Consider the following 26,438-nt stretch of genomic DNA (forward strand, 5'->3'; position numbering starts at 1 on the left):
CTTGACTTTGCCTATCCGCGATATATCGTGAATGGAAGGAGACGCGATATGCCGCGTTGATCCGTCGTCCAGTCGCCGGAGGTCTGCACATGTCCGAGTGGTCCGTCGCCGAGCCCCAGAAGCTCACCTTCGACGAGCCCGTGCGCGAGCTTCAGGTCCGCATCGTCAACGGCACGGTGAACGTGGTGGGCACGGACGAGGGTTCCGCCCGCCTGGAGGTCACCGACGTCGAGGGCCCACCCCTGCTGGTGACCCATCGGGACGGCGTCCTGACGGTGGCTTATGAGGACCTGCCCTGGAAGGGCTTCCTGAAGTGGCTCGACCGCAAGGGCTGGCGCCGCAGCGCCGTCGTCTCCCTGGCCGTGCCCGCGGCCACCCGGGTCGAGGTCGGGGTGATCAGCGCCGCCGCCGTGGTCTCCGGCGTCGACGGCCATGCCGAGGTCAAGGGTGTCACCGGCGACACCACCCTGGTCGGCCTCGCGGGTCCGGTGCGCGCGGACACCGTCTCCGGGGCCGTGGAGGCCCAGGCCCTCACCGGCGATCTGCGCTTCAACTCCGTCTCCGGCGATCTGACGGTCGTCGAGGCGGGCTCCTCGGTGAAGGCCGACTCGATCAGCGGCTCGATGGTCGTCGACCTCGACCCGGCGAGCCGCCCCACCGACATCGACCTCACCAGCGTCTCCGGCGAGATCGCCATCCGGCTGCCCCAGCCCGCTGACGCGCGGGTGGAGGCCAACACCGCCAGCGGCTCCGTGTCCAACGCCTTCGAGGACCTGCGGGTCAGCGGGCAGTGGGGCGCCAAGCGCATCACCGGCCGCCTCGGCGCGGGCAACGGCCGGCTGAAGGCCACCACCGTCTCCGGCTCGATCGCCCTCCTGCGCCGCCCGCAGACGGAGGAGGAGCCGTGGGACGGGGAACCGCAGGACGAGCCACGGCGGGACGAGGCACGGCAAGGCGGGGAACCGCGGGGCGGGGAGCCGTCGGACGAGGCACCGCGGGGCGGGACACCGGACACCCCGGGAGACAATGCGGTATCCGGCCAGACCGAACAGGCCACCCCCGACCAGGCCGACGGCCCGACCGACAAGAAGGTGCTCTGACATGCCCCCCGTCTTCGCCCACGGCCGTCTGCGGCTCTACCTGCTGAAGCTGCTGGACGAGGCCCCGCGCCACGGCTACGAGGTCATCCGTCTGCTGGAGGAGCGCTTCCAGGGTCTGTACGCCCCCTCGGCGGGCACCGTCTATCCGCGCCTGGCCAAGCTGGAGAGCGAGGGTCTGGTCACCCACACCACCGAGGGCGGCCGCAAGGTGTACGCCATCACCGACGCGGGCCGGGCCGAACTGGCCGACCGCAGCGGGGAGCTGGCCGACCTGGAGCTGGAGATCCGCGAGTCCGTCGCCGAACTGGCCGCCGAGATCCGGGCCGACGTACGCGGCGCGGCGGGCGACCTGCGGCGCGAGATGCGGGCCGCGGCGAGCGAGGCACGACAGGGCCCCGCCGAGGAGCAGCCCACCGAGCAGGAGACCTGGCGCGCCGCCAAGGAGGAGATGCGCCGGGTCCGCCAGGAGTGGAAGGAGCAGGCCCGGCGCGCCAAGGACGAGAGCCGTCGCGCCCGCGATGAGGCCCAGCGTGCCCGCCGCCAGGCCAAGGAGGCCCAGGACCGGGCCCGCGCCCAGGCCCAGGAGGAGGTGCAGCGCATCGCCCGCCGGGTCCAGGAGCAGGTGCAGGACCACTTCGCACGCGGCGACTGGCCGTCGGGCGTGCGCGAGGGGCTGACGGAACTGGCCAAGGAGTTCGGCGACTTCGGCCGCGACTTCCCCTTCGGCCGCAACGGCACGCACCGCCCGCCCTCCGAGCCGGAGTACACCGTCACCCGCGAGGACTTCCCCGCCGACTACGAACCGGCCTGGGCCCATGACCCCGGCACCGGCGACCCGGCCCGCGACCTCGACCGGCTCCTCGACCGATTCCGCGACGACATCCGTGACGCCGCCCGCGACCACGGAGTCACCGCGGACCAACTGCGCGACACCCGCCGCCATCTCTCCACGGCGGCCGCCCACATCGGCGCCCTGCTGCGGTCACCGAAGCCCTGACGCCCGACGCGGCAGGCCGGCCCCCGCCAGCCGGCCTGCACCGAAACCTGACGACCGACGGCGAGCGCCACCGCGCCCCGTCGCCGTTCAGCCGGCCTGCACGGCACCCGTCGCGTCCAGCCGGCTTGCACCGAAGCCCTGCCGACCAACGGCCAGGCAGCCCCCGCCCCTCGGTTCGCCGCCGCCCGGTCGGCCTGCACCGCACCCCGTCGCCGTCGCGGTCGCGGTCGCCGCAGGCCAGCTGTCCAGCCGGCTTGCACCGAAGCCCTGCCGACCGACGGCAAGCGCCGCCAGCCCCCCGTCGCCGTTCAGCCGGCCTTCGCCGCACCCCCGTTGGCGCCGTCGGCCCCGTCGGCGCCGTCGGCCCCGTCGGCGCCGTACAGCACCCGGACGACGCCGTCGTACGTCACCCCGTGATCGGCCAGCACCTCGGCGGGGACGCCGGGGCGGGCGGTGAGGGCGAGGAGGAGGTGCTCGTCGCCGATGGCGCGGTCCTTGTGGGCGAGGGCGATGCGGAGGGTCTGTGTGAGCAGGTCCTTGGCGCCCCGCCCGAACGGGCGCCGGCGCAGGCGCCGACCGCCGTCGGGGGCCAGCGCGCCCTGCCCGTGCGCCTCTTCGACCCGCGACACGATCGCCGCGAGGTCGATGCCCAGTCCCGACAGCGCCTCCTCGTCCGCGCGGGAGAGCCCGCCCTTGCGCCGCGCCTCGGCAAGGTCGCGCGCGACCCGCTCCCGGCGCTCATCGGACAGCCCCAGCGCGGACAGCGCGAACGACCCGCGGCTGCCGTCCCGGTCGAGCAGGGCGAGCAGCACATGCGTCTCGTCGACCTGCTCGGCACCCGCCTTCTCGGCATGCCCCGCGGCCCCTTCGACCACGGCCCGGGCTTCCTTCGTGAACCGCTCGAACATCATCGCCTCCCGTACTTCTTGTGCACGGCCTGCCTGCTGACGCCCAGTTCCGCGGCGATCTCCTGCCACGACCAGCCCTGATGGCGCGCGCTGCGCACCTGTACCGCCTCCAGCTGCTCCAGCAGCCTCCGCAGCGCGGCGACGGCCCGCAGTCCGACCCGTGGGTCGCGGTCCCCCGCCCGCTCGGCGAGATCCGTTGCTTCGGTCATGCTGTCAACATAGGTTGACAGGAGGGTGATGTCAACCGAGGTTGACAACAGTGGCCGAAAAAAAGGGCCGGGCGGACCCACCCAAGGACCCGCCCGCCCCAAACGCCCCGGAGCGCTCAGGAATTGGTCAGAACGACCTTCCCGAACAGCTCACCGGACTCCATCTTCTCGAAGCCCTCCCGGGCCCGGTCCAGCGGAAGCACCTCGTCGATCACGGGCCGCACCCCGGTGGCCGCGCAGAAGGCCAGCAGGTCCTCCAGCTCGTCCTTGGTGCCCATGGTCGAGCCGACGACCTTCAGCTCCAGGAAGAAGATCCGGGTCAGCTCCGCGTGCGAGGGCCGGTCCCCGCTGGTGGCACCGGAGATGACGATCGTGCCGCCGGGGCGCAGCGACTTCACCGAGTGCGACCATGTGGCGGCACCCACCGTCTCGATCACGGCGTCGACGCGCTGCGGCAGCCGTGCCCCCGGCTCCACCGCCTCCACGGCGCCCAGCTCCAGCGCCCGCTTCCGCTTGGCCTCGTCCCGGCTGGTGGCGAACACCCGCAGCCCGGCCGCCTTGCCCAGCACGATGGCGGCCGTGGCGACCCCGCCGCCCGCGCCCTGCACCAGCACCGAGTCCCCGGGCCGCACCCCGGCATTGGTGAACAGCATCCGGTACGCCGTCAGCCAGGCCGTCGGCAGACAGGCGGCCTCCTCGAAGGACAGCTCCTTCGGCTTGGGGAGGATGTTCCAGACCGGCACGGCCACCCGCTCGGCGAAGGTGCCCTGATAGCGCTCGGTGAGGATGGACCGGGGCTCGTTCGGCCCGACCCCGTGGCCGGTCTGCCCGATGACGGAGTGCAGGACGACCTCGTTGCCGTCCTCGTCGACACCGGCGGCGTCACAGCCGAGGATCATCGGCAGCTTGTCCTCCGCGAGGCCCACCCCGCGCAGGGACCAGAGGTCATGGTGATTGAGAGAAGCGGCCCTCACATCGACGGTCGCCCACCCGGCCCGGGCCTCGGGAGCCGGACGCTCCCCCAACTCCAGGCCGCGAAGCGGCTGCTCACGATCGATTCGGGCGGCGTAGACAGCGAACATGAAGCCGACCCTAGGTTCCCGAGGCCTCAGGGGGAACGCCAGACCCCTGTGACACACACCCCCTTGCGCAACCACGCCCCGCCTTTAAGGGGCGCGGGGCTGTATCGATTTGCGGCTCCGCCGCGTGGGCGCGACCAGCCACAGGCGGCCGGCAGCCGCGAACGGTACGCACCACGTAGACGAAAGGCGTAAATCACCCGAAAAGCCCAATCGCAAAGTAAAAAATGACCCCGCCCAAAAAGGACGGGGCCACTCGGCCGACTCAGCGAATCACCGCCGAGCCACACCCTCCGCCCGAGCCGCCGCAGCGACAGCCGCGGTGACGGCGGGAGCCACCCGCTCGTCGAACGGCGACGGGATGACGTAGTCGGGCGCGAGGTCGTCCCCGACGACAGAGGCCAGCGCCTCCGCGGCGGCCAGCTTCATGCCCTCGGTGATGCGCGAGGCCCGCACCTGCAGGGCGCCCGCGAAGATCCCGGGGAACGCCAGCACGTTGTTGATCTGGTTCGGGAAGTCCGACCGCCCGGTCGCGACGACGGCCGCGTACTTGTGGGCGACCTCCGGGTGGACCTCGGGGTTCGGGTTGGCCATGGCGAACACGAACGCACCCTCGGCCATGGAGGCGACAGCCTCCTCCGGCACCGTACCGCCGGAGACGCCGATGAAGACGTCCGCGCCGACGAGGGCGTCCTCGAGGGACCCGCTCAGCCCGGCCTTGTTCGTGAACCCGGCCAGGTCGCGCTTGACCGGCGTGAGGTCGTCCCGGTCCGCCGACACGACCCCCTTGCGGTCGGCCACGGCCACGTCCCCGATACCGGCCTCGACCAGCATCTTCGCGATGGCGACACCGGCCGCGCCGGCGCCGGAGATGACGGCGCGCAGCTGCCCGATCTCGCGCCGGCTCAGCCGCGCGGCGTTGCGCAGGGCGGCCAGGGTGACGACGGCCGTGCCGTGCTGGTCGTCGTGGAAGATCGGGATGTCCAGCTCCTCCTGGAGCCGGCGCTCGATCTCGAAGCACCGCGGCGCCGAGATGTCCTCCAGGTTCACGCCACCGAAGGACGGGGCCAGACGCACCACGGTCTCGACGATCTCGTCGACGTCGGTGCAGGCCAGAGCGATGGGAACCGCGTCCACACCGCCGAACTGCTTGAAGAGGATGGCCTTGCCCTCCATCACCGGGAGGGAGGCCTCGGGCCCGATGTCACCGAGTCCGAGCACGGCCGTGCCGTCGGTCACGACGGCGACGACGGACGACTTCCACGTGTAGTCATGGACGAGTTCCGGCTGCTCGGCGATCGCGGTGCACACTTTCGCGACGCCGGGCGTGTACGCCAGGGACAGGTCGTCCTTGTCACGGACCGGCACGGTGGCTTGCACTGCCATCTTGCCGCCGCGGTGCAGCGCGAACGCCGGGTCGAGATCGAAGGAATCGAGGGGCTCGCCCCCGGCTTCCCTGTCCGTACCGGTGTCACTGTCGCTGCGAGGATTGACGATCTCCGCTGCCACTTCTCTTTACCCCTTAAGTATTCAAGGTTGAGGGTTTGGTCCACTCCCGGTGAGGGGTGGGCGGGCACCGCGTACGCCCCTTGCTGAGTGATGCATACGGGCATGTACGCGACGGGCGCGCCGCACACGCGCCCTGGGCCCCGGATGAGGGGTGTAAAGAACCTTCTTACCGGACGGACCGCGTTCCGGACGAGTCCATAACGCGAAGGTCACACGCGGGTGCCCCGACTCATACCTCGATATCGGGACAAGGACCGGACAAACCCGCTACAACCGCCCAAGCGGTCGATGCGACCGGGGACCGGCCATCCGCATGCCGAGACAAACCGAAGATCTTCCGGCCGAAAAGCGGGATGCCGACAGATGATCCGGCCTGGAAGGACGGGACGGAGTGGGTTCACCGTCATCCCGTTATCTTATTTTGACATTGCGGCCCCCCTGAATGGCCGAGTCCGAATGGCAAGATGCGGTAATCACACGAGGTCGCGACACCCGAAGGTGTGTGTTCTCGTCGACCCATCGGCAACTCCACCCATCCGCCGGAGGAACCCACCATGACCGCAAGCACCACCCGTCGTACGACCGCCGCGCGCTCCCGGCTGGCAGCGGTCGGCTCGATCGCGGTCGCAGGCGCTCTGCTTCTCACCGGCTGCGGTGACCAGACCAAGGACAGCGGCTCCGACACGGCGGGCACCGCCACCTCGGCGGCCCCGCTCGCCGACAAGCTCCCCAAGGAGATCCGCGACAAGGGTGTCGTGAAGGTCGGTTCGGACATCGCGTACGCCCCGGTCGAGTTCAAGGACAGCTCCGGCAAGACGGTCGGCATCGACCCGGACATCGCCGACGCCATGGGCAAGCAGCTCGGCGTGACGTTCGAGTTCGAGAACGGCACGTTCGACACCCTGCTGGGCGGTCTGCGCTCCAACCGCTACGACATCGCCATGTCGGCCATGACGGACACCAAGGACCGTCAGGAGGGCATCGACGCCGACACCGGCAAGAAGGTCGGTGAGGGCGTCGACTTCGTCGACTACTTCACGGCCGGCGTGTCGATCTACACCAAGAAGGGCGACGACCAGGGCATCAAGACCTGGTCCGACCTGTGCGGCAAGAAGCTGGTCGTCCAGCGCGGCACGGTCTCGGAGGACCTGGCCAAGGCCGAGGCCCAGAAGTGCCCGGCGGGCAAGAAGCTCTCCATCGAGGCCTTCGACAACGACCAGCAGGCCCAGACCCGCCTGCGCTCGGGCGGCGCGGACGCCGGTTCCTCCGACTTCCCGGTCGCCGCGTACGCGGTGAAGACCTCCGGCGGCGGCAAGGACTTCCAGCTGGTCGGCGAGCAGGTCGAGGCCGCCCCGTACGGCATCGCCGTCGCCAAGAACGACACGGAGCTGCGGGACGCCCTGGTGGCCGCGCTGAACGCGATCATCGAGAACGGCGAGTACCAGAAGATCCTGGAGAAGTGGGGCGCTGCCGAGGGCGCCGTCAAGGAAGCCGCCGTCAACGGCGGCAAGTGACCGCCCGGCTCGCGGCCACTGAAAGGCAACACCCGTGACTGACATCGACAAGACGGACGGCCCGGCGGACACCCCGTCCGCCGGCCCGGAGGCCATCAAGGCCGTCCCGGTCCGGCACTACGGCCGTTACGTCTCCGCGGTGATCGCGCTCGCGATCTTCGGCTCGATCATCTGGGCCTTCGCGAACGGCGACATCAACTGGGGCGCGATCCCCGACTACTTCTTCAACGACCGCATCCTCAAGGGTGTCCGCGAGACGCTCTGGCTGACGTTCCTCTCGATGGTCATCGGCATCGCCGGCGGCCTCATGCTGGCCGTGATGCGGCTGTCGACGAACCCGGTGACCTCGTCCATCGCGTGGTTCTACATCTGGTTCTTCCGGGGCACCCCGGTCCTGGTCCAGCTGTTCGTCTGGTTCAACCTGGGCTTCGTGTTCGAGTACGTCAACCTGGGGCCGTTCTACAAGGACGAGTGGTCGGACTTCATGACCCCGTTCCTGACGGCGCTGCTGGGCCTCGGCCTCAACGAGGCCGCGTACATGGCGGAGATCTGCCGCGCCGGTCTGCTCGCCGTCGACGAGGGGCAGAGCGAGGCGGCGCACGCGCTGGGCATGAGCCACAGCAAGACCCTGCGCCGGATCGTGATCCCGCAGGCCATGCGCGTGATCGTGCCGCCGACGGGCAACGAAGTCATCAACATGCTGAAGACCACCTCGCTCGTGGCGGCGGTCCAGTACTACGAGCTCCTGCGGTACGCCCAGGACATCGGCACGAGCTCGGGTGCCACGGTCGAGGCGCTGTTCCTCGCGGCGGCCTGGTACCTGATCCTCACGTCCGTGCTGAGCGTCGGCCAGTTCTACGTCGAGCGCTACTACGCCCGCGGATCCAGCCGCCAGCTGCCGCCCACACCGTGGCAGAAGGTCAAGGCGAACCTGGCCGCCTTCTCGCACCGGCAGGGGGCGACCCGATGACCGACAAGCTCAGCAAGACGGACGAGCCCGTGAAGAACTCCACCGTCCCGATGGTCAAGGCCGAGGGCGTCCACAAGAGCTACGGCCCCATCGAGGTCCTCAAGGGCATCGACCTGGAGGTCAGGCAGGGCGAGGTGTTCTGCCTCATCGGCCCCTCCGGCTCCGGCAAGTCGACCTTCCTGCGGTGCATCAACCACCTGGAGAAGGTCAACGCCGGCCGGCTGTACGTCGACGGCGAGCTCGTCGGCTACCGGCAGAAGGGCGACAAGCTCTACGAGCTCAAGGACAGCGAGGTCGCGCTGAAGCGCCGGGACATCGGCATGGTGTTCCAGCGGTTCAACCTCTTCCCGCACATGACGGCCCTGGAGAACGTCATGGAGGCCCCCGTCCAGGTCAAGGGGAAGAGCAAGGCCGAGGCAAGGGAGCGCGCCGCGCAGCTCCTGGAGCGCGTGGGCCTGGCCGACAAGGCCGGGAACTACCCCTCGATGCTCTCCGGCGGCCAGCAGCAGCGCGTCGCCATCGCCCGGGCCCTCGCCATGGACCCGAAGCTGATGCTGTTCGACGAGCCGACCTCGGCGCTGGACCCGGAGCTGGTCGGTGACGTCCTCGACGTCATGCGCGACCTGGCCGAGTCCGGCATGACGATGGTCGTCGTCACCCACGAGATGGGCTTCGCCCGCGAGGTGGGCGACAGCCTGGTCTTCATGGACGGCGGTGTGGTCGTCGAGGCCGGCAACCCGCGCGACGTCCTGACGAACCCGCAGCACGAGCGGACCCAGGCATTCCTGTCGAAGGTCCTCTGATCCACACGCGTCGAGGGGCGGTACGGCAGACCCGTACCGCCCCTCACGCATGTCCCTTACGGCAACAGCTCCGGCTTCAGGGCGAGTTCGCGCAGCTGGTCACGGTCCAGCGGGAACTCCTTCAGCAGCGGGCCCTGCGAGCCCTGGCCGAGGAAGCCGGCGGTGTCCCGCAGGCGCAGCACCGTGCCGTCCTTCAGTCGCAGGCTCGCGGTGAGCTCGGGCCCCCACTGCGGCTGCCCTCCGTCGTCGGCGTACGTCCATTCCCACAGCGACAGCCGGGCCCCGTCGGGCAGCTTCTCGGTCGTGCAGTCGGTCATCCCGGTGTCCTCGTCGGCGAGCGCGCAGGGGTCCTGGAGCGTCCCTTTGAGCTTGGCCTCCTTCGCCCCGTACGCCCGGACGGTGAGGTATCCGACCCCGCCGTCGCGCTCGACCGCGTAGTCACCGTCGTACGGCCCCACGTCCTCGGGCAGCTGCGCGTCCGGGGCCTGCTTGATCAGGCGCATCAGCGACACCTCGCTGAGGTCGCCCACGTCCTCGGGCAGCAGCTTCGCGAAGCCGTCGGCGCCCGTGCCGAGGCCGCCGCCGGTGGGCGAGGCGGCGACCGGCGCCCCCTGCCCGTCCCCCGGCAACGCGCCCGACCCGAGCAGGACTCCCCCGGCCAGCACGGCGGCGACCGCTCCGGTCACCGCGGCCCGCCGACGCCACCGTAGGCGCGCGGCGCGGGTGAAGACGGCCTCGGCGCCGCGCCCGGCCGGTGCGGGCACGCCGTCGACGGCCCGTCCGAGCAGCGAGCGCACTTCCTCTGTCTCTGTCTCGTTCATACGTGTTCCTCCCGCACGGCGGCCCTGAGGGCCGCCAGTCCCCTCGCCGTGTGGCTCTTGACCGTGCTCTCGCGCATCCCGAGCAGCTCGGCGGTGGCGGCGACACTGAGGTCCTCCCAGTAGCGCAGCACCAGCACCGCCCGCTGCTTGGGCGCGAGCCCTGCCAGAGCGGCCCGCACCATCAGCCCGGTGTCGCGGTCGGCGCTGTGCCCGGGGATGTCGGGCAGTTCGCCGTACGCCTGCTCGCGCCGCCAGAACCGGCGGCGGGCCGAGATGAAGGTGTTGACGAGCGTCTTGCGCGCGAAGGCCTCCAGGTTGTCCAGCCGCCCGTGTCTGCGCGCGCCGAGGACGACCTTGACCAGGGTGGTCTGTACGAGGTCCTCGGCCTCGTCGCGGTTGCCGCACAGCAGATAGGCGCTGCGGAACAGCGCCGTGCGTCTGCCGTCGACGAAGGCGTGCAGCGCCGCGTCAGCGCCCCGCGTCATCGCTCCCCCTCTCCCGGTCCACCGGATACGGACCGTCTCACCTCTTCAGTGCGGTGGGGGGCGCGTCAGGACGCAGAAGAGGCGGTACGAATTCGTCGTACCGCCTCTGTCCCGTCGTACGGCCTGCTTACTTGAGCGCGAGCAGCAGGGTGTCCGAGGGCGAGCACCACACCGGCCGGACCTCGCCGAAGCCGTGGTCGCGCAGGACGCGGGCGTGCCAGGCGGCGGAGGGCATCTCGCCGTCGGCGTGTTCGCCGTAGATCTCGAAGCGGCGGGCGGTGGGTTCGGCGAGGACGGGGTCCTCGGCGGCGAGCTGCCACCACTCGGACCAGTCGAGGGCGCCGCCGTCCTTGGCGCGGTCCATGCGGGTGTGGCGCAGGGCGCGCTCGGCGGCGTTGATCCGCGGGGTGGTGTCGTCGATCATGTGGTCGGCGTTCATGAAGACACCGCCGGCGCGGACCAGCCCGGCGACCTGGCCGTAGAGGGCGGCGAGCGGCTCGCTGTGGAACCAGTGCAGGGCGGTGGCGGTCAGGACGGCGTCGTAGGAGTCGTACGGCAGTTTCGCCGTCCAGTCGGGGTCCTTGAGGTCGGCGGTGACGAGGGTGACGCGGTCGTCGCCGGCGAAGGTGCCCTCGGCGATGGTGAGGAGGGCGGGGTCGAGGTCGACGCCGGTGCTGGTGGCGCCGGGGAGGCGGGCGAGGAGCCGGGCGGTGATGGTGCCGGTGCCGCAGGCGAGGTCGAGGACGCGCGGGGTGGAACCGACGAGGGCTTCCACCATGTCGAGCATGATGCGGAAGCGTTCCTCGCGGTCGGGCATGTACCACTCCTGCTGCCGGTCCCAGCTGCGCTGCCAGGCCGGCCAGTCGGCCCCGGCCGCGGTGAAGCCGGTGGTGGTGTCCGTCATCGACGCCCTCCGTCCACGCATGTCCCGTAATACCCTGGATGCACGATCAGCTGTTACCGACCGCACGCCACGACGATAGATCGCCTCCGTAAGGACTACAAGTGGAACTGGCCTATTACTCGGATTACGCCGTACGACTCGTCAACAGCGAGGAACCGGCCCGGGGCACGGACAGCCTGACCTCGGTCGAGGCCGTCCGTGAGCTGTTCGGCGGCAACCAGTCGGCGGCCCGGCGCGCCACCGAGGCGGACGTGACGCGCTTCCGCTCGGTCCGCTCCCGGCTGCGGGCGGTCTTCGAGGCCGCCGACCAGGGCGACGAGACACTCGCCGTGGACCTGCTGAACTCCCTGCTGCTGGAGTTCCCGGTCAGCCCGCAGATCTCCGGCCACGACCACCGCGACGACGACGGCCGCCCCCTGTGGCACATGCACCTGGCCGACCACCCCTCCAACGCGACCGCGGGCTACGCCGCCATCGCCGCGATGGGCCTGGCCTTCCACCTCACCGAGTACGGCGTCGACCGGCTGGGCCTGTGCGAGGCGGCGCCGTGCCGCAACGCCTTCCTGGACACCTCGACCAACCGCTCCCGGCGCTACTGCTCCGACCGCTGCGCCACCCGCGCGAACGTCGCCGCCTACCGCGCCCGCAAGCGCCAGGAGGCCGACCGCGCGGCGAGCACCGGGCGTACCGCCGACAGCGCCCAGCCCAGCGCGGCGAGCGGCCCGCGCTGACCGGGCGTACGGGGTCGCAGCCGCAGCCGCGCCCGCGCCAGCACGAGCTCCTCGGGTACGACGCCGTAGTCGGTGCTGTCCCCTCCCGCGCGGGCGTTGTCGCCGAGCACCCACCAGCCGCCCTCGCGGCGCTCCGTGGCGCGCTTGACGACCAGCAGGTCCTGCTGGAAGGGATGGCGCAGGACGACCACGTCACCGGGCCTGATCCGGGCGCCGTAGTGCACGACGAGCCGGTCGCCGTGGTACAGCGTGGGCACCATCGACGGCCCGGTCACCTCGGCCAGCCCGAAGGGCAGCAGCGCGCCCCTGCGCTCGGTGTCCTGCGACAGCTCCGGCATCACCCGGCACCTCCCCGGTTCATCCTCCACCAGTCTCAGTCTGACCCTGGACTTTTGTCCTAAGCCCATGGGGGCACTCGCGAAAACCCGTGGCTCAGGGAGTAATGTCCCACCTGAGAAGACGATCACGAGGAAGGAACGCTCCATGCTTTCCCGCCTGTTTGCCCCCACGGTCAAGGTCAGCGCGCACTGCGACCTGCCCTGCGGTGTGTACGACCCGGCCCAGGCCCGCATCGAGGCGCTGTCGGTGAAGGCCGTGCAGGAGAAGATGGCCGCCAACGACGACCCGCACTTCCAGGCGCGTGCCACGGTCATCAAGGAGCAGCGCGCCGAGCTCGCCAAGCACCACGTCTCGGTGCTGTGGAGCGACTACTTCAAGCCCCCGCACTTCGAGAAGTACCCCGAGCTGCACCAGCTGGTCAACGACACCCTGAAGGCCCTCTCGGCCGCCAAGGCGTCCACCGACCCGAAGACCGGCGAGAAGGCTCTGGAGCTCATCGACCAGATCGCCGACATCTTCGCGGAGACGAAGAAGGGCTGACGAGGGCAACCCCCTCCGACCGGCGGTCGGTGCACCACCGCGGGTCCTTCGCCTCGACTCAGGGGTCCGGCCGAACCATCGGTCGGACCCCTGAGTCGTTGTCAGCGGGCGCCTGCGCCCTCCACCGCGGCCACGACCAGCGGCCGGACCGGGCGCGGCGGGTTGTCGAGCAGCTCCGGCAGGTCGCTGCGGTCGGCCGTGAGCCGGCCCGCGCGGTGGTTGGCGAAGATCGAGACGGTGTGGCCGATCTGGTACGGGAGCTGGCCGTTCGCGGCCAGGACCTCACGGGCGGGGCCCAGGGGCGTCGGCTCGTAGCGCACGGGCCGGCCCAGGGCGTCCGTCAGCGCCGCGGCGATGTCGTCGCCGTGCAGGCTCTCCACGCCTTCCAGCTCGTAGGTCCGGTCCGCGTGCCGGCCGGGTTCGGCGTGCGCCTCCAGCGCGACCTTCGCGGTGACGTCGGCGAGGTCCTCGCGGGCCACCACCGAGACCCGGCCGTCGCCGAAGGGCGCGCCGAAGACGCCGGTATCGGCGGGCGGCGCGGCGGCCGCGGCGAGCGCGAGGACGGCCGGGATCTCGGCGTACAGGCCGTTGCGCAGCACGGTCGTGGCGAAGGGGCCCTCGGCCAGGCGCTCCTCGGTCCAGCGGTGCGCGACGGACAGGGTGATCCGCTCGCCCGAGCCGGCCAGGCTCGTGTAGATCACATGCCGTACGCCCGCCGCCGCGGCCGCGTCGACGACCGCCCCGTGCCGGTCCATCACCACGTCGTCCTCGGCGTACCCGGCCGAGACGAACACCAGGACGTCGACGCCCGCGAAGCTCTCCGCGAGGGACGCCGGGTCGTCGAAGTCGACGCGGCGCTGCCCCGAACCGGGGGCCGGCGCGCGCGTGCCGGCGGCCACCTCGGGGCCGCCGGCCGCTTCGGCGGCCCTGAGCCGGTCCAGGACGAGGCCCGCGAGCGCTCCGGACGCGCCGGTCACGAGAATCATGGAAATGCCTCCGCATCGACGGTGGTTGGATCGAGTGATCGACACGACCAGCTTCGCCGGGATCGGCTCCGGGCGTAAGGAGGCACTTTTATGTCAGTGGGGCACACAGCGGTAACCACCCCCGAGGCCGCGCACGGCCCCTGCGGGGACGACGACTGCGGCATCCGGGAGGTGCTGGACCGCATCGGCGACAAGTGGTCGGTGCTGGTCGTCGTCGAACTCGCCAAGGGGGTACGGCGGTTCCGCGAGCTCCAGCGCGCGATCCCGGGCATCTCCCAGCGCATGCTGACCGTGACGACCCGCCGCCTGTGCCGGGACGGCCTGGTGGAGCGGACGGTGTACCCGACGATCCCGCCGCAGACCGAGTACGCCCTGACCGCGACGGGCCGCAGTCTCGCCGGGATGATCGAGGGCCTCGCCGACTGGTCCCGCGCGCACACCCCGGCCATCACCGAGGCCCGCGCCCGCTGGGACGCCGAGCACGCCGAGGAGACCGCGGGCGCGCCGGACCGTGCCATGCTGGGGGCGTGAACAGGGACGACCTGGTCCGGCTGCGGAAGGCGCGGGACCGCATGGACCGCGAGTACGCCGAGCCGCTGGACGTGGCGGCGCTCGCGGCGACCGCGCTGATGTCGCCCGGCCATTTCCAGCGCAGCTTCCGCGAGGCGTACGGCGAGACACCGTACGGCTATCTGATGACGCGCCGGGTCGAGCGGGCCAAGGCGCTGCTGCGGCGCGGCGACAGAAGCGTGACCGAGGTGTGCATGGCGGTGGGCTGCACCTCGCTCGGCTCGTTCAGCGCCCGCTTCACACAGCTGGTGGGCGAGACACCGAGCGCGTACCGGGCGCGCTCGCACGAGGACAGCGCGGTGATCCCACCCTGTGTGGCCCGCAAGTACACGCGGCCGCGTCGTGCGCCCCAGCGCCGGGCGTCCTAGCGTGAGGGCATGGACCTCAAACTCAGGCAGTGCTTCATCGCCGTCGACGACCACGACAAGGCGCTGATCTTCTACCGTGACGTCCTCGGCCTGGAGGTCAGGAACGACGTCGGCTTCGAGGGCATGCGCTGGGTGACGCTGAGCTCGCCGCTCCAGCCGGACGTGGAGATCGTCCTGGAGCCGCCGGCCGCGGACCCGGACGCCTCCCCGGCCGACAAGGAGGCGATGGCCGTGCTGCTGGCCAAGGGCCTGCTGCGCGGGGTCAACTTCACCACCGCCGACTGCGACGCCCTGTTCGACCGGGTGCGCGAGGCGGGCGCCGATGTGATCCAGGAGCCGATGGACCAGCCGTACGGGGTGCGCGACTGCGCGTTCCGCGACCCGGCCGGGAACATGCTGCGCTTCCTGCAGCGGCCCGCGCAGTGAAATTCCGGAGGCCGCACAGGACTTCGCGCCTACGATCACCGGCATGAGCATCCGCTGGACGTACGCCTTCGCCGACCGGCCCGCCGCGCGCTTCGAGCAGGCGTGCGCGTTCTGGACCGCGGTGACGGGCACCCGGTTGTCCGAACTCCGCGGTGACCTGGGCGAGTTCACCACACTGCTGCCGGACGGCGCCGACCCGTGCGTGAAGGTGCAGGGGGTTGCGGCGGGCGAGGGCGGCGCGCATCCGGACTTCGCCGTCGACGACGTCGACACCTTCACCGAACAGGCGCTGGGGCTGGGCGCGGTCCTGGCCGCCGGGCATGAAGGGTGGGCCGTGCTGCGCTCCCCGGCCGGGCAGTTGTTCTGCGCGGTGCCCTGGCAGGGTGAGGCGGTCCGGCCGCCCGTGGTGCACGGCAGCCGGCTGGACCAGCTCGCGCTGGACGTCCCGCCCTCCGCCTACGACGCCGAAGTCGCGTTCTGGAGCGGCCTGCTGGCCGGCTGGCAGTCGCTGCCCGGCTCCCGGCCGGAGTTCCATGTCCTCAAGCCGCCGCCCGGGCTGCCCGTACGGCTGCTGCTGCAACGCCTGGGCACCGAGCGGCCCGCCTCCGCGCACCTCGACCTCGCCTGCGCGGACATCGAGGCGACCCGCGCGCGGCACGAGGAGCTGGGCGCCGAGCTCGTGGCCCGCGGCGGCCACTGGACGGTGATGCGCGACCCGGCGGGCGGCACGTACTGCCTGACCGGCCGGGACCCGGAGACGGGCGCGCTGCCGGGGCGCTAGCCGCCGATGGTGGCGTAGGCGCAGACCACGTACTCGGCCTCGTGCGTGGGGCACGTGTAGTCGCTCGGCACCGGGACCGGGGTGCGGTACTCCTCCCAGCGGGCGTCCGGCGGCGGCTCCACGGAGTCCTGGAGCCACAGGGTCAGCACGCCCCCGACAGCGACCAGGACCGCCCAGCACAGGACCACCCGCCGCCATAACCGGCTCACGCCCAGACCTCCACGTCGACCACGGCGTCCACCGGGACGGGCCCGTACACGTGCGGGAACTCCTCGGCGCCGGGCTCGGGCGCCTCGTACTTCAGCGGCGCCGTGAGCCGCGCCGGGTCGATCACCAGGACGACCAGCTCGTCGGGGCCGTCGTAGGAGCCGTAGAGGAAGGCGGCGACGGACGGGAGCTGCTCGCGGGTCGAGCAGTGGATGAAGCCCTCCTCCTGGAGGGTGCGGCCGCGGGTGGACATCTCGTAGGTACCGCGCTCGCGGGCCGCGTCCCACAGGGAGCGCTCGGTGATGTGGAGGATCAACGGCTGGTTGGACGGCTGTTCGGGCATGGGCCCACGCTAGCCGCTCAGCCGTGCCGCCCGCTGCCGCAGATAGCGCTGCTCGGGCAGGCTGAGGGTCTTCGCGGCCGCCGACTCGTAGGCGGCGCGCGCGGCCCGGTGCTCGCCCGCCCGCTCCAGCAGATGCGCGCGTACGGCGTCCAGCCGGTGGCCCAGCTCGCCGTCGAGGGCGTCCAGCGCGGCGAGCCCCGCGCGCGGGCCGTGGACCATGGCGACGGCCACGGCCCGGTTCAGGCGCTCGACGGGGCCGGGGACCAGGCCGACGAGCACGTCGTACAGGCCCAGGATCTCGCGCCAGTCGGTGGCCTCGGGTGTCGGGGCCTCGTCATGGACGGCGGCGATGGCGGCGCGCAGCGCGTACGGTCCGGCCGGCCCTGCCGTGAGCGCCCGGGTCACCAGGGCCACGCCCTCCTCGATCGCGGCCTTGTCCCAGCGGCCGCGGTCCTGCTCGTCGAGCGGGATCAGCTCGCCGTGCGGCCCGCTGCGCGCCTCGTGGCGGGCGTCGGTGAGCAGCATCAGGGCCAGCAGTCCGGCCGCCTCGCCGTCGCCGGGGAGCAGCCGGTGCAGGGCACGGGCCAGCCGGACGGCCTCGCGGGCCAGGTCACGCCGCTGGAGGCTGCTGCCGGAGGTGGCGGTGTAGCCCTCGTTGAAGATCAGGTAGAGGGTGTGCAGGACGTCCGGGAGGCGCTCCTCCCAGTGGTCGGGGCGGCCGAAGCGCACCCCGCGCAGCTTCTTTTTGGCCCGGCTGATCCTCTGGGCCATCGTCGCCTCGGGGACGAGACAGGCGCGGGCGATCTCGGCGGTGGTCAGACCGCCGACCGCGCGCAGGGTGAGGGCGATCCGGGCGGAGGGCGGCAGGCCGGGGTGGCAGCACAGGAAGAACAGGGTGAGGGTGTCGTCCTCGCGCGGTGCCCCGTCGTCGGCGGGCGGCGCGTCGCGCGAGGTGAGCCGGACGACCCGGCGCTCCCGCTCGCGCCGCGCCTCGTCGCTGCGCAGGGCGTCGGTGAGCCGCCGCGAGGCCACCCTGATCAGCCAGCCGCGCGGATTGTCGGGCACCCCCTGCTCGGGCCACTGCCGGGCCGCCGCGAGCAGGGCCTCCTGCACGGCGTCCTCGGCGGCGTCGAAGTGACCGTGACGGCGGACGAGCGCGCCGAGGACCTGCGGGGCGTGGCCGCGCAGCAGGTCCTCGATCGCGTACGGCTCGGACACCGGGTCAGCAGACGTCGTCCCCGGCGCCTTCCATGATCTGCCGGATCACCACCGGATAGACCGGGGCACCCGCGGGCTGGGGGCAGCGAATGACGCGCTCGGCGATCTCGGTGACCCGCTCCAGGCTCGCGCAGTCCAGCACCCAGTAGCCGGCCAGCAGCTCCTTGGTCTCGCCGTACGGCCCGTCCGTGACGACCGTCCTGCCGTCGTCGCCCAGCGTGACGTGCCGGGTGCCGGCGGGCTCGCCGAGGCCCTGCCCGTCGACCAGCTCGCCGGTCTCGGCGAGGTCGTCGTTGATGGCGCTCATGTACGCGTACATGGCCTTGACCTCGTCCTCGGTCCAGGCCGGCGACTGCGCGGAGCCGTTGCCCCGCATCGCCTCGTAGTCCGCCTGGCTGCCCTGCACCATGACCAGGTACTTCATCGTCGGCTCCTTCGGCCGGGCCGCCCCCGGTGGGCGGCTCTCACCGGGGACGTCGGAGCCGGCCGGGGATTCTCGACAGCGGGGTTCAGGAATTTTCCGGAGCCGGCTGTCCGGTCCGCGGCTCGTCCTCCTGCACGGGGGCGCGGCCGTGTCCGCGCGGACGCTCGGCGCCCTCCGTGTCGTACGCCTCGCACTCCGGGTTCCGGCAGGGGCCTGGCTCCCACTTGGGAACCCATGCGCCCAGCGTCTTGTGACGCCGGACGACCGTTTCGACGGGCTGTCCGCAGACGGGACAGACGGGCTCTTCGCTGTCCATGCCTTCAGGGTAGGGCGGGCGGGGGCTCAGCGCTTCCTGCTGTACGTCCGCACCAGCGCACCGTTGCCGAAGGTGCGCACCGACTCCAGGGCGAAGTGCGTGAGGGACAGGCCGGTGGCGAACATCGGCATGCCGTTGCCGTAGACGATCGGGTACGTCTTGATGACGAGCTCGTCGATCTCGTCGAGCAGTTCACCGGCGACGGTCGCGCCCCCGCACAGGTAGATGTCGAACTCGCTGTCCTCCGCCTTGAGTTCACGGACCTTGGCGACGAGGTCCCCGGAGATGATCTCGACGTTCGGGTCGGGGGACTCGGTCAGGCTGTGCGAGGCGACGTACTCGCGCAGGTGGGCGTAGGGGCTGGTGACGCCCTCCTTCAGGCCGACCTCGTAGCTGCCGCGGCCCTGGATCACCGTGTCGAAGCGCTCCAGGGGCCGGTCGGCCAGCCCCATGGCGGCGCGGGCGAGGGCGGGGAGGGTGTCGGGGCACTCGCTGGCGAGGTAGCCGATGAACTCCTCGTCGAGGAGGGCCATCATCGCCGATCCGTCGCCGGACGGGTCTCCGATGAAACCGTCGAGGGAGCAGGCGATGAAGTACGTGAGCTTGCGCAAGCGGGTCTCTTTCCGTCGGTTGCCGCACGATGCGTTTCGTGACCGCTCCAGTTGTAGTACTTCAGTCGGAGTGGTTCAAGGGGTTTACGCGCGGTTTCCTCGCGGCTCACGCCACATGGGCCACATCGACGGACCGTCGGGCAGCTCCAGCGGGGCACCGAGGACCTCGAACCCGAGCCGCTCGTACAGCGCCCGGCTGCGGGCGTTGCTGGCCTCCAGATAGGCGGGCAGTCCGTCGCGGTCGCAGCGCTCCAGGACGTGCTCGACGAGCGCGGTCCCGAGTCCGCGCCCCTGCTGGGCCGGGTCCACACCGATCATCCACAGGTAGGCGTGGGCCCGGTCCGAAGGATGGATCCCGGCGGTCAGCCGCCCGATGAGCTCGACGCGCTCGTTCTGCGGATCGACGGCCTCCCGCATCTGCGCGAACCCGTCCTCGTCGCCCTCTTCCTGATGCTCCTCCGCCGGCACGGACAACCACAGCGCGCAGGCCGCGCCGTCCTCGGTCAGGTCGATCCACCCGTCCGCGAGGACGATGTCCGTGAAGGCCGCCATCAGCCGGTGATGCGTCGCCCGCCGGTACGCCTCCCCCGGAAACACCCAGCCGCTCACGGGGTCGTCCAGAAACGCCCGGTCCAACAACGCCACGACCGCCTCGCGGTCGCCCTCCCCCGCCACCCGTATGCCCACACCCATGCCGCACGCCTCTCAACCGACCATGATCGTATGGGGGTTGAGCCTAGCGGGGGGTGTGGTGGGGCCGGGAGGGGCCGAGGGGGAGGTGCCCGGGGTGGTCGGAGCGGCCGAGGGCGTCGCAGGGGCCTGCCGGTGCCCCGGCGCCCGCGCGGGGTCAGGACCGCGCCGGGGCCGGAGCCGCGGAGGCCGACGGGCGTCTGAAGCGCCTCTGAAGCGCCTCCCGCCTAGCTCGTGCGGCGGGTGACGAACTCCGCCAGGGACAGCAGGCCGCCCGCCGTCTCGGGGTCGGGGACCGCGCGGGCCAGTTCGGACATGGCCCGGGACATGCGGTCGGCCGCCTGGGCCTGGGCCCAGTCACGCCCACCGGCCCGCTCCACGGCGAGGGCGGTGCGCTCCAGGTCCTCCTGCGCGTACGGGACTTCGTACAGCCCGGCCAGCTCGGTCGCGGCCGCCGTACCCGAGGTCAGCGCGGCGACGACCGGCAGCGACTTCTTGCGCGCCGCGAGATCCGCTCCGGCCGGCTTGCCGGTGTGCCCCGGGTCGCCCCAGATGCCGATGACGTCGTCGATGAGCTGGAAGGCGAGTCCCGCCTCCCGGCCGAACGCGTCCAACGCCTCGACGTCCTCCTGCGCGGCCCCCGCGTACAACGCGCCCAGCGCGCACGCGCAGCCCAGCAGCGCCCCCGTCTTGGCCTCCGCCATGGCGAGCACCTCGTCGAGGCCGACCTCGGCGGGCGCGCGCCGCTCCATCGCCGTGTCCACCTGCTGGCCCTCGCACAGCTCGACGACACACGCCGTGAGCCGGGCGATGGCCGCCGCGGACGCCGGGTGCGGGTCCTCCGCGAGGAGGCGCAGCGCCAGGGCCTGCATGGCGTCGCCCGCGAGGATCGCGTCGGCGTCGCCGAACACCGCCCAGGCGGTGGGCCGGTGCCGCCGGGTGGTGTCGCGGTCCATCACGTCGTCGTGCAGCAGCGTGAAGTTGTGGACGAGCTCCACGGCCGCCGCCGCCCGCACGGCCGCGGCCCGCGCCGCGGGCCCGCCGAGCGCCGCGGCAGCGGTCAGCACCAGCGCCGGGCGGATCGCCTTGCCGGAGTTGCCCGCGGCCGGCGTACCGTCCGCGTGCTCCCAGCCGAAGTGGTAGAGCGCGACCCGCCGCATCCCGCTCGGCAACGAGTCGAGGGCGGCCCGCAGAGCCGGATCGACCGACTCCCGGACACCTTCCAGAACGGCCACGGCCTCATGCGCGTCGATTGGCTCGGAGGGGGTGGAGTCGTCGCTGTGGGCACGGCCGACTTCAGCGCGGCCGGCGTCAACAGCGCCACCACTGCCGGCACCGCCGCTGTCCGCACCATCACGAGCCGACGGAATCGACCGGCCACCGGCACCGCCGCCGTCCGCACCAGCACCGGCGCCCGCCCGGGCCTCCGGCGACTCCGGCCCACCGCCGGTACCGCCACCGTCCCGGCCGTCGCAGTCACCGTCAGCGCCACCGTCGGCCTCGGCCTCGGCATCACGCGCGTCCTCGTCGAGCGGAGCCGTCCGCCCGTCGCCGCTCGCCGCCTGGCTCCCGATGGGCCCCCGTCCCTCCGCGCCGCGCAGGGCGCCGCCGGGGCGCTGTCTGGTGTCCGTCATGAACTCGGCCATACGACCCCCCTGTCGAAGGCCCGGAACGCCGGTGCCTGCGCTCCGCCGGGGCGGGTGGGTGACGACGGGTGCGCCCGCCCCGACGAGGGGCGGACGCACGGCGCCGGTCGGACGGGAAGGGTCACTGCCAGCGGCCGATCTCGACGTTCTCCAGCACGCCGAGCGCGTCGGGCACGAGGACCGCGGCGGAGTAGTAGGCCGTCACCAGGTACTTGATGATGGCCTGTTCGTTGATGCCCATGAACCGCACCGACAGGCTCGGCTCGATCTCGTCCGGGATGCCGGACTGCCGCAGGCCGATCACGCCCTGGTCCTGCTCGCCGGTACGCATGGCGATGATCGAGGTGGTGCGGGCCTCGGTGACGGGGATCTTGTTGCAGGGGTAGATCGGCACACCGCGCCAGGTGGGGATGCGGTTGCCGCCGATGTCGATGGTCTCCGGCACCAGGCCCCGCTTGTTGAGCTCACGCCCGAACGCGGCGATCGCGCGCGGGTGGGCGAGGAACAGCTTGGTCCCGCGCCGCCTGCTGAGCAGCTCGTCCATGTCGTCGGGGCTGGGCACACCGGCGTGCGGCTGGATCCGCTGGTCGTACTCGCAGTTGTGCAGCAGGCCGAAGTCGCGGTTGTTGACCAGCTCGTGCTCCTGGCGCTCCTTCAGCGCCTCGACGGTGAGCCGCAACTGCTGCTCGGTCTGGTTCATCGGCTGGTTGTAGAGGTCGGCCACGCGTGAGTGGATGCGCAGCACGGTCTGGGCGATGCTCAGCTCGTACTCGCGCGGCTTGGCCTCGTAGTCGACGAAGGTGTGCGGGATGTCCGGCTCTCCGGAGTGGCCCGAGGCGAGTTCGACGACCTTCTCACCGTATTTGTTGGTGCGCTGCGTCGGGACCGAGCGCAGCTCCTGGAGGTGCTCGCGCAGGGAGTCCGAGCGCTCGGCGATCTGCTCGACGTCCTGGCGGGACAGGATCAGCACGGTGCACGCGGTGACCGCGCGGACGGTGTTCTCCCAGATGGCGTCCGCGTCCAGCAGCGCGGCGTCGCCGAAGTAGGCGCCGTCGGCGAGGACACCGAGCACCGCGTCGTCGCCGTAGGGGCCTTCGCCGACCCTCTCGGCCCGGCCGTGCGCCAGCAGGTAGACCTCGTCGGTCTGGCTGCCGAAGGAGGCGATGACCTCACCCGCCGCGTACTCGCGCTGCCTGCAGCGCTGAGCCAGCTCTCCGAGGACCTCGTCGTCCTCGTAGGACCGCAGGGCCGGCAGCTCGCACAGTTCTGCCGGGATGACCTCGACCCGGTCGCCGGTCTTCACGAAGGTGACACGCCCGTCCCCGACGGCGTAGGTGAGCCGCCTGTTGACGCGATACGTGCCGCCCTGCACCTCCACCCAGGGCAGGTTGCGCAGCAGCCAGCGGGAGCTGATCTCCTGCATCTGCGGTACGGACTTGGTGGTGGTGGCCAGGTTCCGCGCAGCCGCGGTGCCGAGACTCTGCTGCGGCTTGTCCTGCTCCGTGCGGACCTCTTCGCCTACCGACATAAGGAACTGCCCTCCCGGTCTTGCCCGACAGCGATCTGCGTGGGCACCGATATCTCGGGCAAGCCTTCCATTACGGAGCGTGTTCGTGCCATTACACGAAAGAGCGGGAATGGATCACAGTCACTCTGGGCATATACAGGGATCCCGTTTTCACGCGGCCGCCGGGCGAACGGCCCTCACACGCCGGTCCGAGGCGGTCGGGTGTTCGACAATGGGTGAGTGACCAGCCTCGACCCCGCCCTTCGGCCCCGCCTGCCCTCGCCGCTGCGGGACGTGGCCGACGACCGGTTCGAGCGTCACGGCGTACGGCTGCTCCTCAAGCGCGACGACCTGATCCACCCGGAGCTGATCGGCAACAAGTGGCGCAAACTCGCGCCCAATCTGGAGGCGGCGGCCGGCCGGCCGCTCGTCACCTTCGGCGGCGCCTACTCCAACCACCTGCGCGCCACCGCCGCGGCGGGCCGCCTCCTCGGCGTGCCCACGGTCGGCGTGGTCCGTGGCCAGGAACTGGCCGACCGGCCCCTCAACCCCTCGCTCGCCCGGTGCGCGGCCGACGGCATGCGGCTGCACTTCGTCGACAGGTCGACGTATCGCCACAAGGCCGAACCCGAGACGCTGGCGGCGATCCTGCGCGCGGCCCGCGCCGAAGAGGCGTACGTCGTCCCGGAGGGCGGCAGCAACGCCGAGGCCGTGCGCGGCTGTACGGCCCTCGGCGCGGAGCTGCGCGGCCTGGCGGACGTCGTCGCCGTCGCCTGCGGCACCGGAGGCACCCTGGCGGGCCTGGCCGCCGGACTCGGCACGGGGCAGCGGGCGTTGGGCGTCCCGGTGCTCAAAGGCGGCTTCCTGGCCGCTGACATACGCCGTCTCCAGGAGGCCGCCTTCGGGGAGCCGCGAGGCACCTGGTCACTGGACGAGCGCTTCCACTTCGGCGGATACGCCCGCACGACACCCCAGTTGGACGCCTTCGCCGACGACTTCGAGCAGCGCCACGGCCTGCCCGTCGAACGCCTCTACGTCGCCAAGATGCTCTACGCCCTTGTCGCGTTGACGGAAGAGGGCGCGTTCCCCCGCGGGACGACCCTCGCGGCGACGGTGACGGGCCGCCCCTTTCCCGCACCGCCGGCCGGCTGAACCGCACGCGCGAGGGTTCCGGCCCGCTGCCGTGGGTGGCGGCGGGCCGGAACCGCGTCCGCGTTCGCGACGGGGGAATGCGTGAACGCGGAGCCTTTCGGCCGAGCCCGGGTCAGACGGACTGCGGCGCACCGGAGCGCGGGAAGGCCGCGCGGTAGAAGAAGGCACCGAGGACGCCCACGACCGCGCACACGACCGGGATCGACTCGAAGGAGATCTAGGTGATCAGCACGCTGCCGATGGCGGCGCCGATCGACGTGCCCAGGTACATGAAGAAGCCGTCCCAGGCGAACATCGAGCCGATGTGATGCGCGGGAAGAACCGGTCTGCGCGGAAAAGAGGAGGACTACCTGCGGCTGCGCGACCGGGTCGCCGCCGCCGGCTGCGACACCCCGGTCGTCCCGGAGATCATGCCGGCCACCGACATCCGCCAGGTGCGCCGCTTCGCCCAGCTGAGCAACGCCCGCTTCCCCCGCCCGCTGGCCGAACGCCTGGAGGCGGCGCGGGACGACCCGACCGAGGGGCATCGCATCGGAGTGGACCACGCGACGGAGATGGCCGCATGCCTCCTGGCGGAGGGCGCCCCCGGCCTGCACTACATCACCCTCAACCGGTCCACGGCCGCGGTCGAGATCCACCGGGCCGTGTGTCCGTCACCAGTACCGGGCTGATCGTGTGCCCGGGGCCTCACGCCGTCTCGCGGTACGCCGCCGCCTCCTCCAGGTCCAGGCGGCGCAGCAGGGTGCGGAGCATCTCGTCGTCGATGTAGCGCATGTCGCGGAGCTTGACGAAGACCTCGCGTTCGGCGCCGATCATGTCGCGGGACAGGCGGCGGTAGGTGTCGTCGGCGGTCTCGCCGGTGATGGGGTTGGGCTGGCCGAGGCGTTCCCAGACGGAGTTGCGGCGGCGTTCCAGGACCGTGCGCAGCCGGTCGGCGAGCGGGCCGGGCAGGGCGTTGCGTTCGTCGGACAGCAGCTCGTCCAGGCGCTGTTCGGCGGCGCGGGAGGCCTGGGCCTGGGCGTTGGCCTCGGCGAGCGTCTCGGCCTGCTGGTCGCGTCCGGGGAGCTTCAGCAGGTGGATCAGCGCGGGCAGGCTCAGGCCCTGGACGACGAGTGTGCCGATGACGGTGGTGAAGGTGAGGAAGAGGATCAGGTTGCGGCCGGGGAAGGGCTCGTCGCCCTCCATGGTCACCGGGATGGAGAAGGCGATGGCCAGCGAGACCACGCCACGCATCCCGGCCCAGGAGATGACGAACGCGCCCTTCCAGGTGGGGTTGTCCTCGCGTTTGCGGATCCGCGCGGACAATATGCGGGGCAGGAACGTCGCCGGGTACACCCACACGAACCGGGTCACGACCACGACGAGGAAGAGCGCCACCGCGTACCAGGCCGCGTCGACACCCTCGTACTCCCCGAGCCCGCGCAGTACGACGGGCAGTTGGAGGCCGATCAGCGCGAACACCGACGACTCCAGGACGAAGGCGACCATCTTCCACACCGCGTCCTCCTGGAGGCGGGTGGCGAAGTCGACCTCCCACGCGCGGTGTCCGAGGTAGAGGGCGACGACCACGACGGCGAGGACGCCGGAGGCGTGGACCTGTTCGGCGACGCCGTAGGCGACGAACGGGATGAGCAGCGACAGGGTGTTCTGCAGCAGCGCCTCCTTCAGATGGGTGCGCAGCCAGTGGATCGGCACCATCAGCAGCAGGCCGATGCCGATGCCGCCGATCGCCGCGAGCAGGAACTCGCCGATGCCGCCGACCCAGCTCGCGCCCTCGCCGACGGCGGCCGCGACGGCCACCCGGTAGGCGGTGATCGCGGTGGCGTCGTTCACCAGTGACTCGCCCTGGAGGATGGTCGTGATCCGGGACGGCAGGCCCACCCGGCGGGCGATCGCCGTGGCCGCGACGGCGTCCGGCGGCGCCACGACCGCGCCGAGCACCAGCGCCGCGGTCAGCGGCAGGCCGGGGACCAGCAGATACGCCGCCCAGCCGACCGCGACCGTCGCGAACAGCACATAGCCCACCGACAGCAGCGCGACGGGCCGCAGTTGCGCCCGCAGGTCGAGGTAGGAGCTGTCGACGGCGGCGGTGTACAGCAGCGGCGGCAGCACGAGCGGCAGCACCACATGCGGGTCGAGGTGGTAGTCGGGGACCCCTGGGGCGTACGACAGCGCCAGTCCGGCGGCCACCAGCAGCAGCGGCGCCGGTACGGGGGTGCGCCGCGCGGCACCCGCCACCGCCGCGCTCCCCGCAACCAGCAACAGCAGTGGCATCACGTCCATG

Annotated in this window: 31 protein-coding genes and 1 pseudogene; 13 read left to right on the forward strand and 19 right to left on the reverse strand. The window is 71.8% G+C overall.

Annotated features, from left to right (window positions below):
• Positions 1–89: 89 nt before the first annotated feature.
• Positions 90–1,100 carry a DUF4097 family beta strand repeat-containing protein gene (locus tag RKD23_RS12625; protein WP_424853772.1) on the forward strand — a complete coding sequence of 337 codons (1,011 nt, stop codon included), beginning with the start codon at positions 90–92 and terminating at the stop codon, positions 1,098–1,100.
• A 1-nt stretch (position 1,101) separates the two neighbouring features.
• Positions 1,102–2,097: a helix-turn-helix transcriptional regulator gene (locus tag RKD23_RS12630; RefSeq protein ID WP_424853773.1), complete on the forward strand. Its 996-nt coding sequence runs from the start codon at positions 1,102–1,104 to the stop codon at positions 2,095–2,097.
• 308 nt (positions 2,098–2,405) lie between these two features.
• Here RKD23_RS12630 and RKD23_RS12635 read toward each other — a convergent pair whose 3' ends face one another.
• The 4 genes from RKD23_RS12635 to RKD23_RS12650 all read right to left on the reverse strand — a co-directional run bounded on the left by RKD23_RS12635 (position 2,406) and on the right by RKD23_RS12650 (position 5,802).
• Positions 2,406–3,005 (reverse strand): Clp protease N-terminal domain-containing protein, encoded by a 600-nt coding sequence (locus tag RKD23_RS12635; protein WP_424853774.1) that lies wholly within the window; start codon positions 3,003–3,005, stop codon positions 2,406–2,408.
• Complete coding sequence (locus tag RKD23_RS12640) at positions 3,005–3,214, reverse strand: helix-turn-helix domain-containing protein (RefSeq protein ID WP_351836644.1); 210 nt, start codon at positions 3,212–3,214, stop codon at positions 3,005–3,007. Before RKD23_RS12640 ends, RKD23_RS12635 begins: the two co-directional genes overlap by 1 nt.
• Positions 3,215–3,330: 116 nt before the next feature.
• Complete coding sequence (locus tag RKD23_RS12645; RefSeq protein WP_404042291.1) at positions 3,331–4,296, reverse strand: zinc-binding dehydrogenase; 966 nt, start codon at positions 4,294–4,296, stop codon at positions 3,331–3,333.
• Positions 4,297–4,566: 270 nt separating this feature from the next.
• Positions 4,567–5,802, reverse strand: a complete 1,236-nt coding sequence (locus RKD23_RS12650) for an NAD(P)-dependent malic enzyme (protein WP_424853775.1) — start codon at positions 5,800–5,802, stop codon at positions 4,567–4,569.
• Positions 5,803–6,356: 554 nt separating this feature from the next.
• On the opposite strand from RKD23_RS12650, the gene RKD23_RS12655 reads away from it, so the two are divergent.
• The 3 genes from RKD23_RS12655 to RKD23_RS12665 are packed head-to-tail and all read left to right on the forward strand — an operon-like array spanning position 6,357 to position 9,089.
• Positions 6,357–7,316, forward strand: a complete 960-nt coding sequence (locus RKD23_RS12655; protein ID WP_424853776.1) for an ABC transporter substrate-binding protein — start codon at positions 6,357–6,359, stop codon at positions 7,314–7,316.
• Between the two features lie 34 nt (positions 7,317–7,350).
• Entirely contained in the window at positions 7,351–8,286 is a 936-nt protein-coding gene (locus RKD23_RS12660; RefSeq protein WP_404042294.1) for an amino acid ABC transporter permease, read from the forward strand.
• Complete coding sequence (locus RKD23_RS12665) at positions 8,283–9,089, forward strand: amino acid ABC transporter ATP-binding protein (protein ID WP_424853777.1); 807 nt, start codon at positions 8,283–8,285, stop codon at positions 9,087–9,089. The genes RKD23_RS12660 and RKD23_RS12665 overlap by 4 nt, the downstream gene beginning before the upstream one ends.
• 56 nt (positions 9,090–9,145) lie before the next feature.
• Here RKD23_RS12665 and RKD23_RS12670 read toward each other — a convergent pair whose 3' ends face one another.
• The 3 genes from RKD23_RS12670 to RKD23_RS12680 all read right to left on the reverse strand — a co-directional run bounded on the left by RKD23_RS12670 (position 9,146) and on the right by RKD23_RS12680 (position 11,299).
• Positions 9,146–9,910: a hypothetical protein gene (locus tag RKD23_RS12670; RefSeq protein ID WP_424853778.1), complete on the reverse strand. Its 765-nt coding sequence runs from the start codon at positions 9,908–9,910 to the stop codon at positions 9,146–9,148.
• A complete protein-coding gene (locus RKD23_RS12675; RefSeq protein WP_424853779.1) occupies positions 9,907–10,395 on the reverse strand; it encodes a SigE family RNA polymerase sigma factor in 489 nt (162 codons plus the stop codon). The genes RKD23_RS12670 and RKD23_RS12675 overlap by 4 nt, the downstream gene beginning before the upstream one ends.
• A 127-nt stretch (positions 10,396–10,522) precedes the next feature.
• Entirely contained in the window at positions 10,523–11,299 is a 777-nt protein-coding gene (locus RKD23_RS12680) for a class I SAM-dependent methyltransferase (RefSeq protein ID WP_424853780.1), read from the reverse strand.
• 101 nt (positions 11,300–11,400) lie between these two features.
• Here RKD23_RS12680 and RKD23_RS12685 point away from each other — a divergent pair, with 101 nt between their 5' ends.
• A complete protein-coding gene (locus RKD23_RS12685; RefSeq protein WP_424853781.1) occupies positions 11,401–12,030 on the forward strand; it encodes a CGNR zinc finger domain-containing protein in 630 nt (209 codons plus the stop codon).
• On the opposite strand, the gene sodX is transcribed toward RKD23_RS12685, so the two are convergent.
• Positions 11,934–12,368 (reverse strand): nickel-type superoxide dismutase maturation protease, encoded by a 435-nt coding sequence (gene sodX, locus RKD23_RS12690; RefSeq protein WP_424853782.1) that lies wholly within the window; start codon positions 12,366–12,368, stop codon positions 11,934–11,936. The two genes, RKD23_RS12685 and sodX, sit on opposite strands and share 97 nt — an antisense overlap.
• Positions 12,369–12,513: 145 nt before the next feature.
• Between sodX and sodN the strand changes: the two genes are divergently transcribed.
• Positions 12,514–12,909 (forward strand): superoxide dismutase, Ni, encoded by a 396-nt coding sequence (gene sodN, locus RKD23_RS12695; RefSeq protein WP_424853783.1) that lies wholly within the window; start codon positions 12,514–12,516, stop codon positions 12,907–12,909.
• A gap of 101 nt (positions 12,910–13,010) precedes the next feature.
• Here sodN and RKD23_RS12700 read toward each other — a convergent pair whose 3' ends face one another.
• The gene (locus RKD23_RS12700) at positions 13,011–13,895 is read right to left on the reverse strand and encodes an NmrA family NAD(P)-binding protein (protein WP_424853784.1); all 885 of its coding nucleotides are present in this window, start codon (positions 13,893–13,895) and stop codon (positions 13,011–13,013) included.
• A 90-nt stretch (positions 13,896–13,985) separates the two neighbouring features.
• Between RKD23_RS12700 and RKD23_RS12705 the strand changes: the two genes are divergently transcribed.
• From RKD23_RS12705 to RKD23_RS12720, 4 genes are read left to right on the forward strand one after another with little or no spacing between them, the layout of a single operon-like run.
• Positions 13,986–14,426, forward strand: a complete 441-nt coding sequence (locus tag RKD23_RS12705) for a winged helix-turn-helix transcriptional regulator (RefSeq protein WP_424853785.1) — start codon at positions 13,986–13,988, stop codon at positions 14,424–14,426.
• A complete protein-coding gene (locus RKD23_RS12710) occupies positions 14,423–14,833 on the forward strand; it encodes a helix-turn-helix transcriptional regulator (protein WP_424853786.1) in 411 nt (136 codons plus the stop codon). The genes RKD23_RS12705 and RKD23_RS12710 overlap by 4 nt, the downstream gene beginning before the upstream one ends.
• Before the next feature lie 9 nt (positions 14,834–14,842).
• Positions 14,843–15,259: a VOC family protein gene (locus RKD23_RS12715; protein ID WP_424853787.1), complete on the forward strand. Its 417-nt coding sequence runs from the start codon at positions 14,843–14,845 to the stop codon at positions 15,257–15,259.
• 43 nt (positions 15,260–15,302) lie between these two features.
• Positions 15,303–16,040 carry a VOC family protein gene (locus RKD23_RS12720; RefSeq protein ID WP_424853788.1) on the forward strand — a complete coding sequence of 246 codons (738 nt, stop codon included), beginning with the start codon at positions 15,303–15,305 and terminating at the stop codon, positions 16,038–16,040.
• On the opposite strand, the gene RKD23_RS12725 is transcribed toward RKD23_RS12720, so the two are convergent.
• The 9 genes from RKD23_RS12725 to RKD23_RS12765 all read right to left on the reverse strand — a co-directional run bounded on the left by RKD23_RS12725 (position 16,037) and on the right by RKD23_RS12765 (position 23,023).
• Positions 16,037–16,249 carry a hypothetical protein gene (locus RKD23_RS12725; protein ID WP_424853789.1) on the reverse strand — a complete coding sequence of 71 codons (213 nt, stop codon included), beginning with the start codon at positions 16,247–16,249 and terminating at the stop codon, positions 16,037–16,039. The genes RKD23_RS12720 and RKD23_RS12725 overlap by 4 nt on opposite strands.
• Entirely contained in the window at positions 16,246–16,590 is a 345-nt protein-coding gene (locus RKD23_RS12730; protein ID WP_424853790.1) for a DUF952 domain-containing protein, read from the reverse strand. The genes RKD23_RS12725 and RKD23_RS12730 overlap by 4 nt, the downstream gene beginning before the upstream one ends.
• A gap of 9 nt (positions 16,591–16,599) precedes the next feature.
• The gene (locus RKD23_RS12735; RefSeq protein WP_424853791.1) at positions 16,600–17,808 is read right to left on the reverse strand and encodes an RNA polymerase sigma factor; all 1,209 of its coding nucleotides are present in this window, start codon (positions 17,806–17,808) and stop codon (positions 16,600–16,602) included.
• Between the two features lie 4 nt (positions 17,809–17,812).
• A complete protein-coding gene (locus RKD23_RS12740) occupies positions 17,813–18,232 on the reverse strand; it encodes a YciI family protein (protein WP_424853792.1) in 420 nt (139 codons plus the stop codon).
• A gap of 85 nt (positions 18,233–18,317) precedes the next feature.
• A complete protein-coding gene (locus RKD23_RS12745; RefSeq protein WP_424853793.1) occupies positions 18,318–18,548 on the reverse strand; it encodes a hypothetical protein in 231 nt (76 codons plus the stop codon).
• A 26-nt stretch (positions 18,549–18,574) separates the two neighbouring features.
• Positions 18,575–19,159: a dihydrofolate reductase family protein gene (locus RKD23_RS12750; protein ID WP_424853794.1), complete on the reverse strand. Its 585-nt coding sequence runs from the start codon at positions 19,157–19,159 to the stop codon at positions 18,575–18,577.
• Between the two features lie 84 nt (positions 19,160–19,243).
• Positions 19,244–19,852 (reverse strand): GNAT family N-acetyltransferase, encoded by a 609-nt coding sequence (locus tag RKD23_RS12755; protein ID WP_424853795.1) that lies wholly within the window; start codon positions 19,850–19,852, stop codon positions 19,244–19,246.
• 224 nt (positions 19,853–20,076) lie between these two features.
• Positions 20,077–21,483 (reverse strand): family 2 encapsulin nanocompartment cargo protein polyprenyl transferase, encoded by a 1,407-nt coding sequence (locus RKD23_RS12760; protein WP_424853796.1) that lies wholly within the window; start codon positions 21,481–21,483, stop codon positions 20,077–20,079.
• Between the two features lie 133 nt (positions 21,484–21,616).
• The gene (locus RKD23_RS12765) at positions 21,617–23,023 is read right to left on the reverse strand and encodes a family 2B encapsulin nanocompartment shell protein (protein ID WP_424853797.1); all 1,407 of its coding nucleotides are present in this window, start codon (positions 23,021–23,023) and stop codon (positions 21,617–21,619) included.
• 219 nt (positions 23,024–23,242) lie between these two features.
• On the opposite strand from RKD23_RS12765, the gene RKD23_RS12770 reads away from it, so the two are divergent.
• The gene (locus tag RKD23_RS12770; protein ID WP_424853798.1) at positions 23,243–24,154 is read left to right on the forward strand and encodes a 1-aminocyclopropane-1-carboxylate deaminase/D-cysteine desulfhydrase; all 912 of its coding nucleotides are present in this window, start codon (positions 23,243–23,245) and stop codon (positions 24,152–24,154) included.
• Positions 24,155–24,495: 341 nt separating this feature from the next.
• Positions 24,496–24,825, forward strand: a pseudogene (locus tag RKD23_RS12775) (methylenetetrahydrofolate reductase); the annotation flags it as partial.
• A gap of 16 nt (positions 24,826–24,841) precedes the next feature.
• Here RKD23_RS12775 and RKD23_RS12780 read toward each other — a convergent pair.
• Positions 24,842–26,437, reverse strand: a complete 1,596-nt coding sequence (locus tag RKD23_RS12780; RefSeq protein WP_424853799.1) for a Na+/H+ antiporter — start codon at positions 26,435–26,437, stop codon at positions 24,842–24,844.
• Position 26,438: the final 1 nt, after the last annotated feature.

The sequence above is a fragment of the Streptomyces sp. SAI-170 genome (assembly GCF_049739565.1).
Taxonomy (GTDB): Bacteria; Actinomycetota; Actinomycetes; order Streptomycetales; family Streptomycetaceae; genus Streptomyces.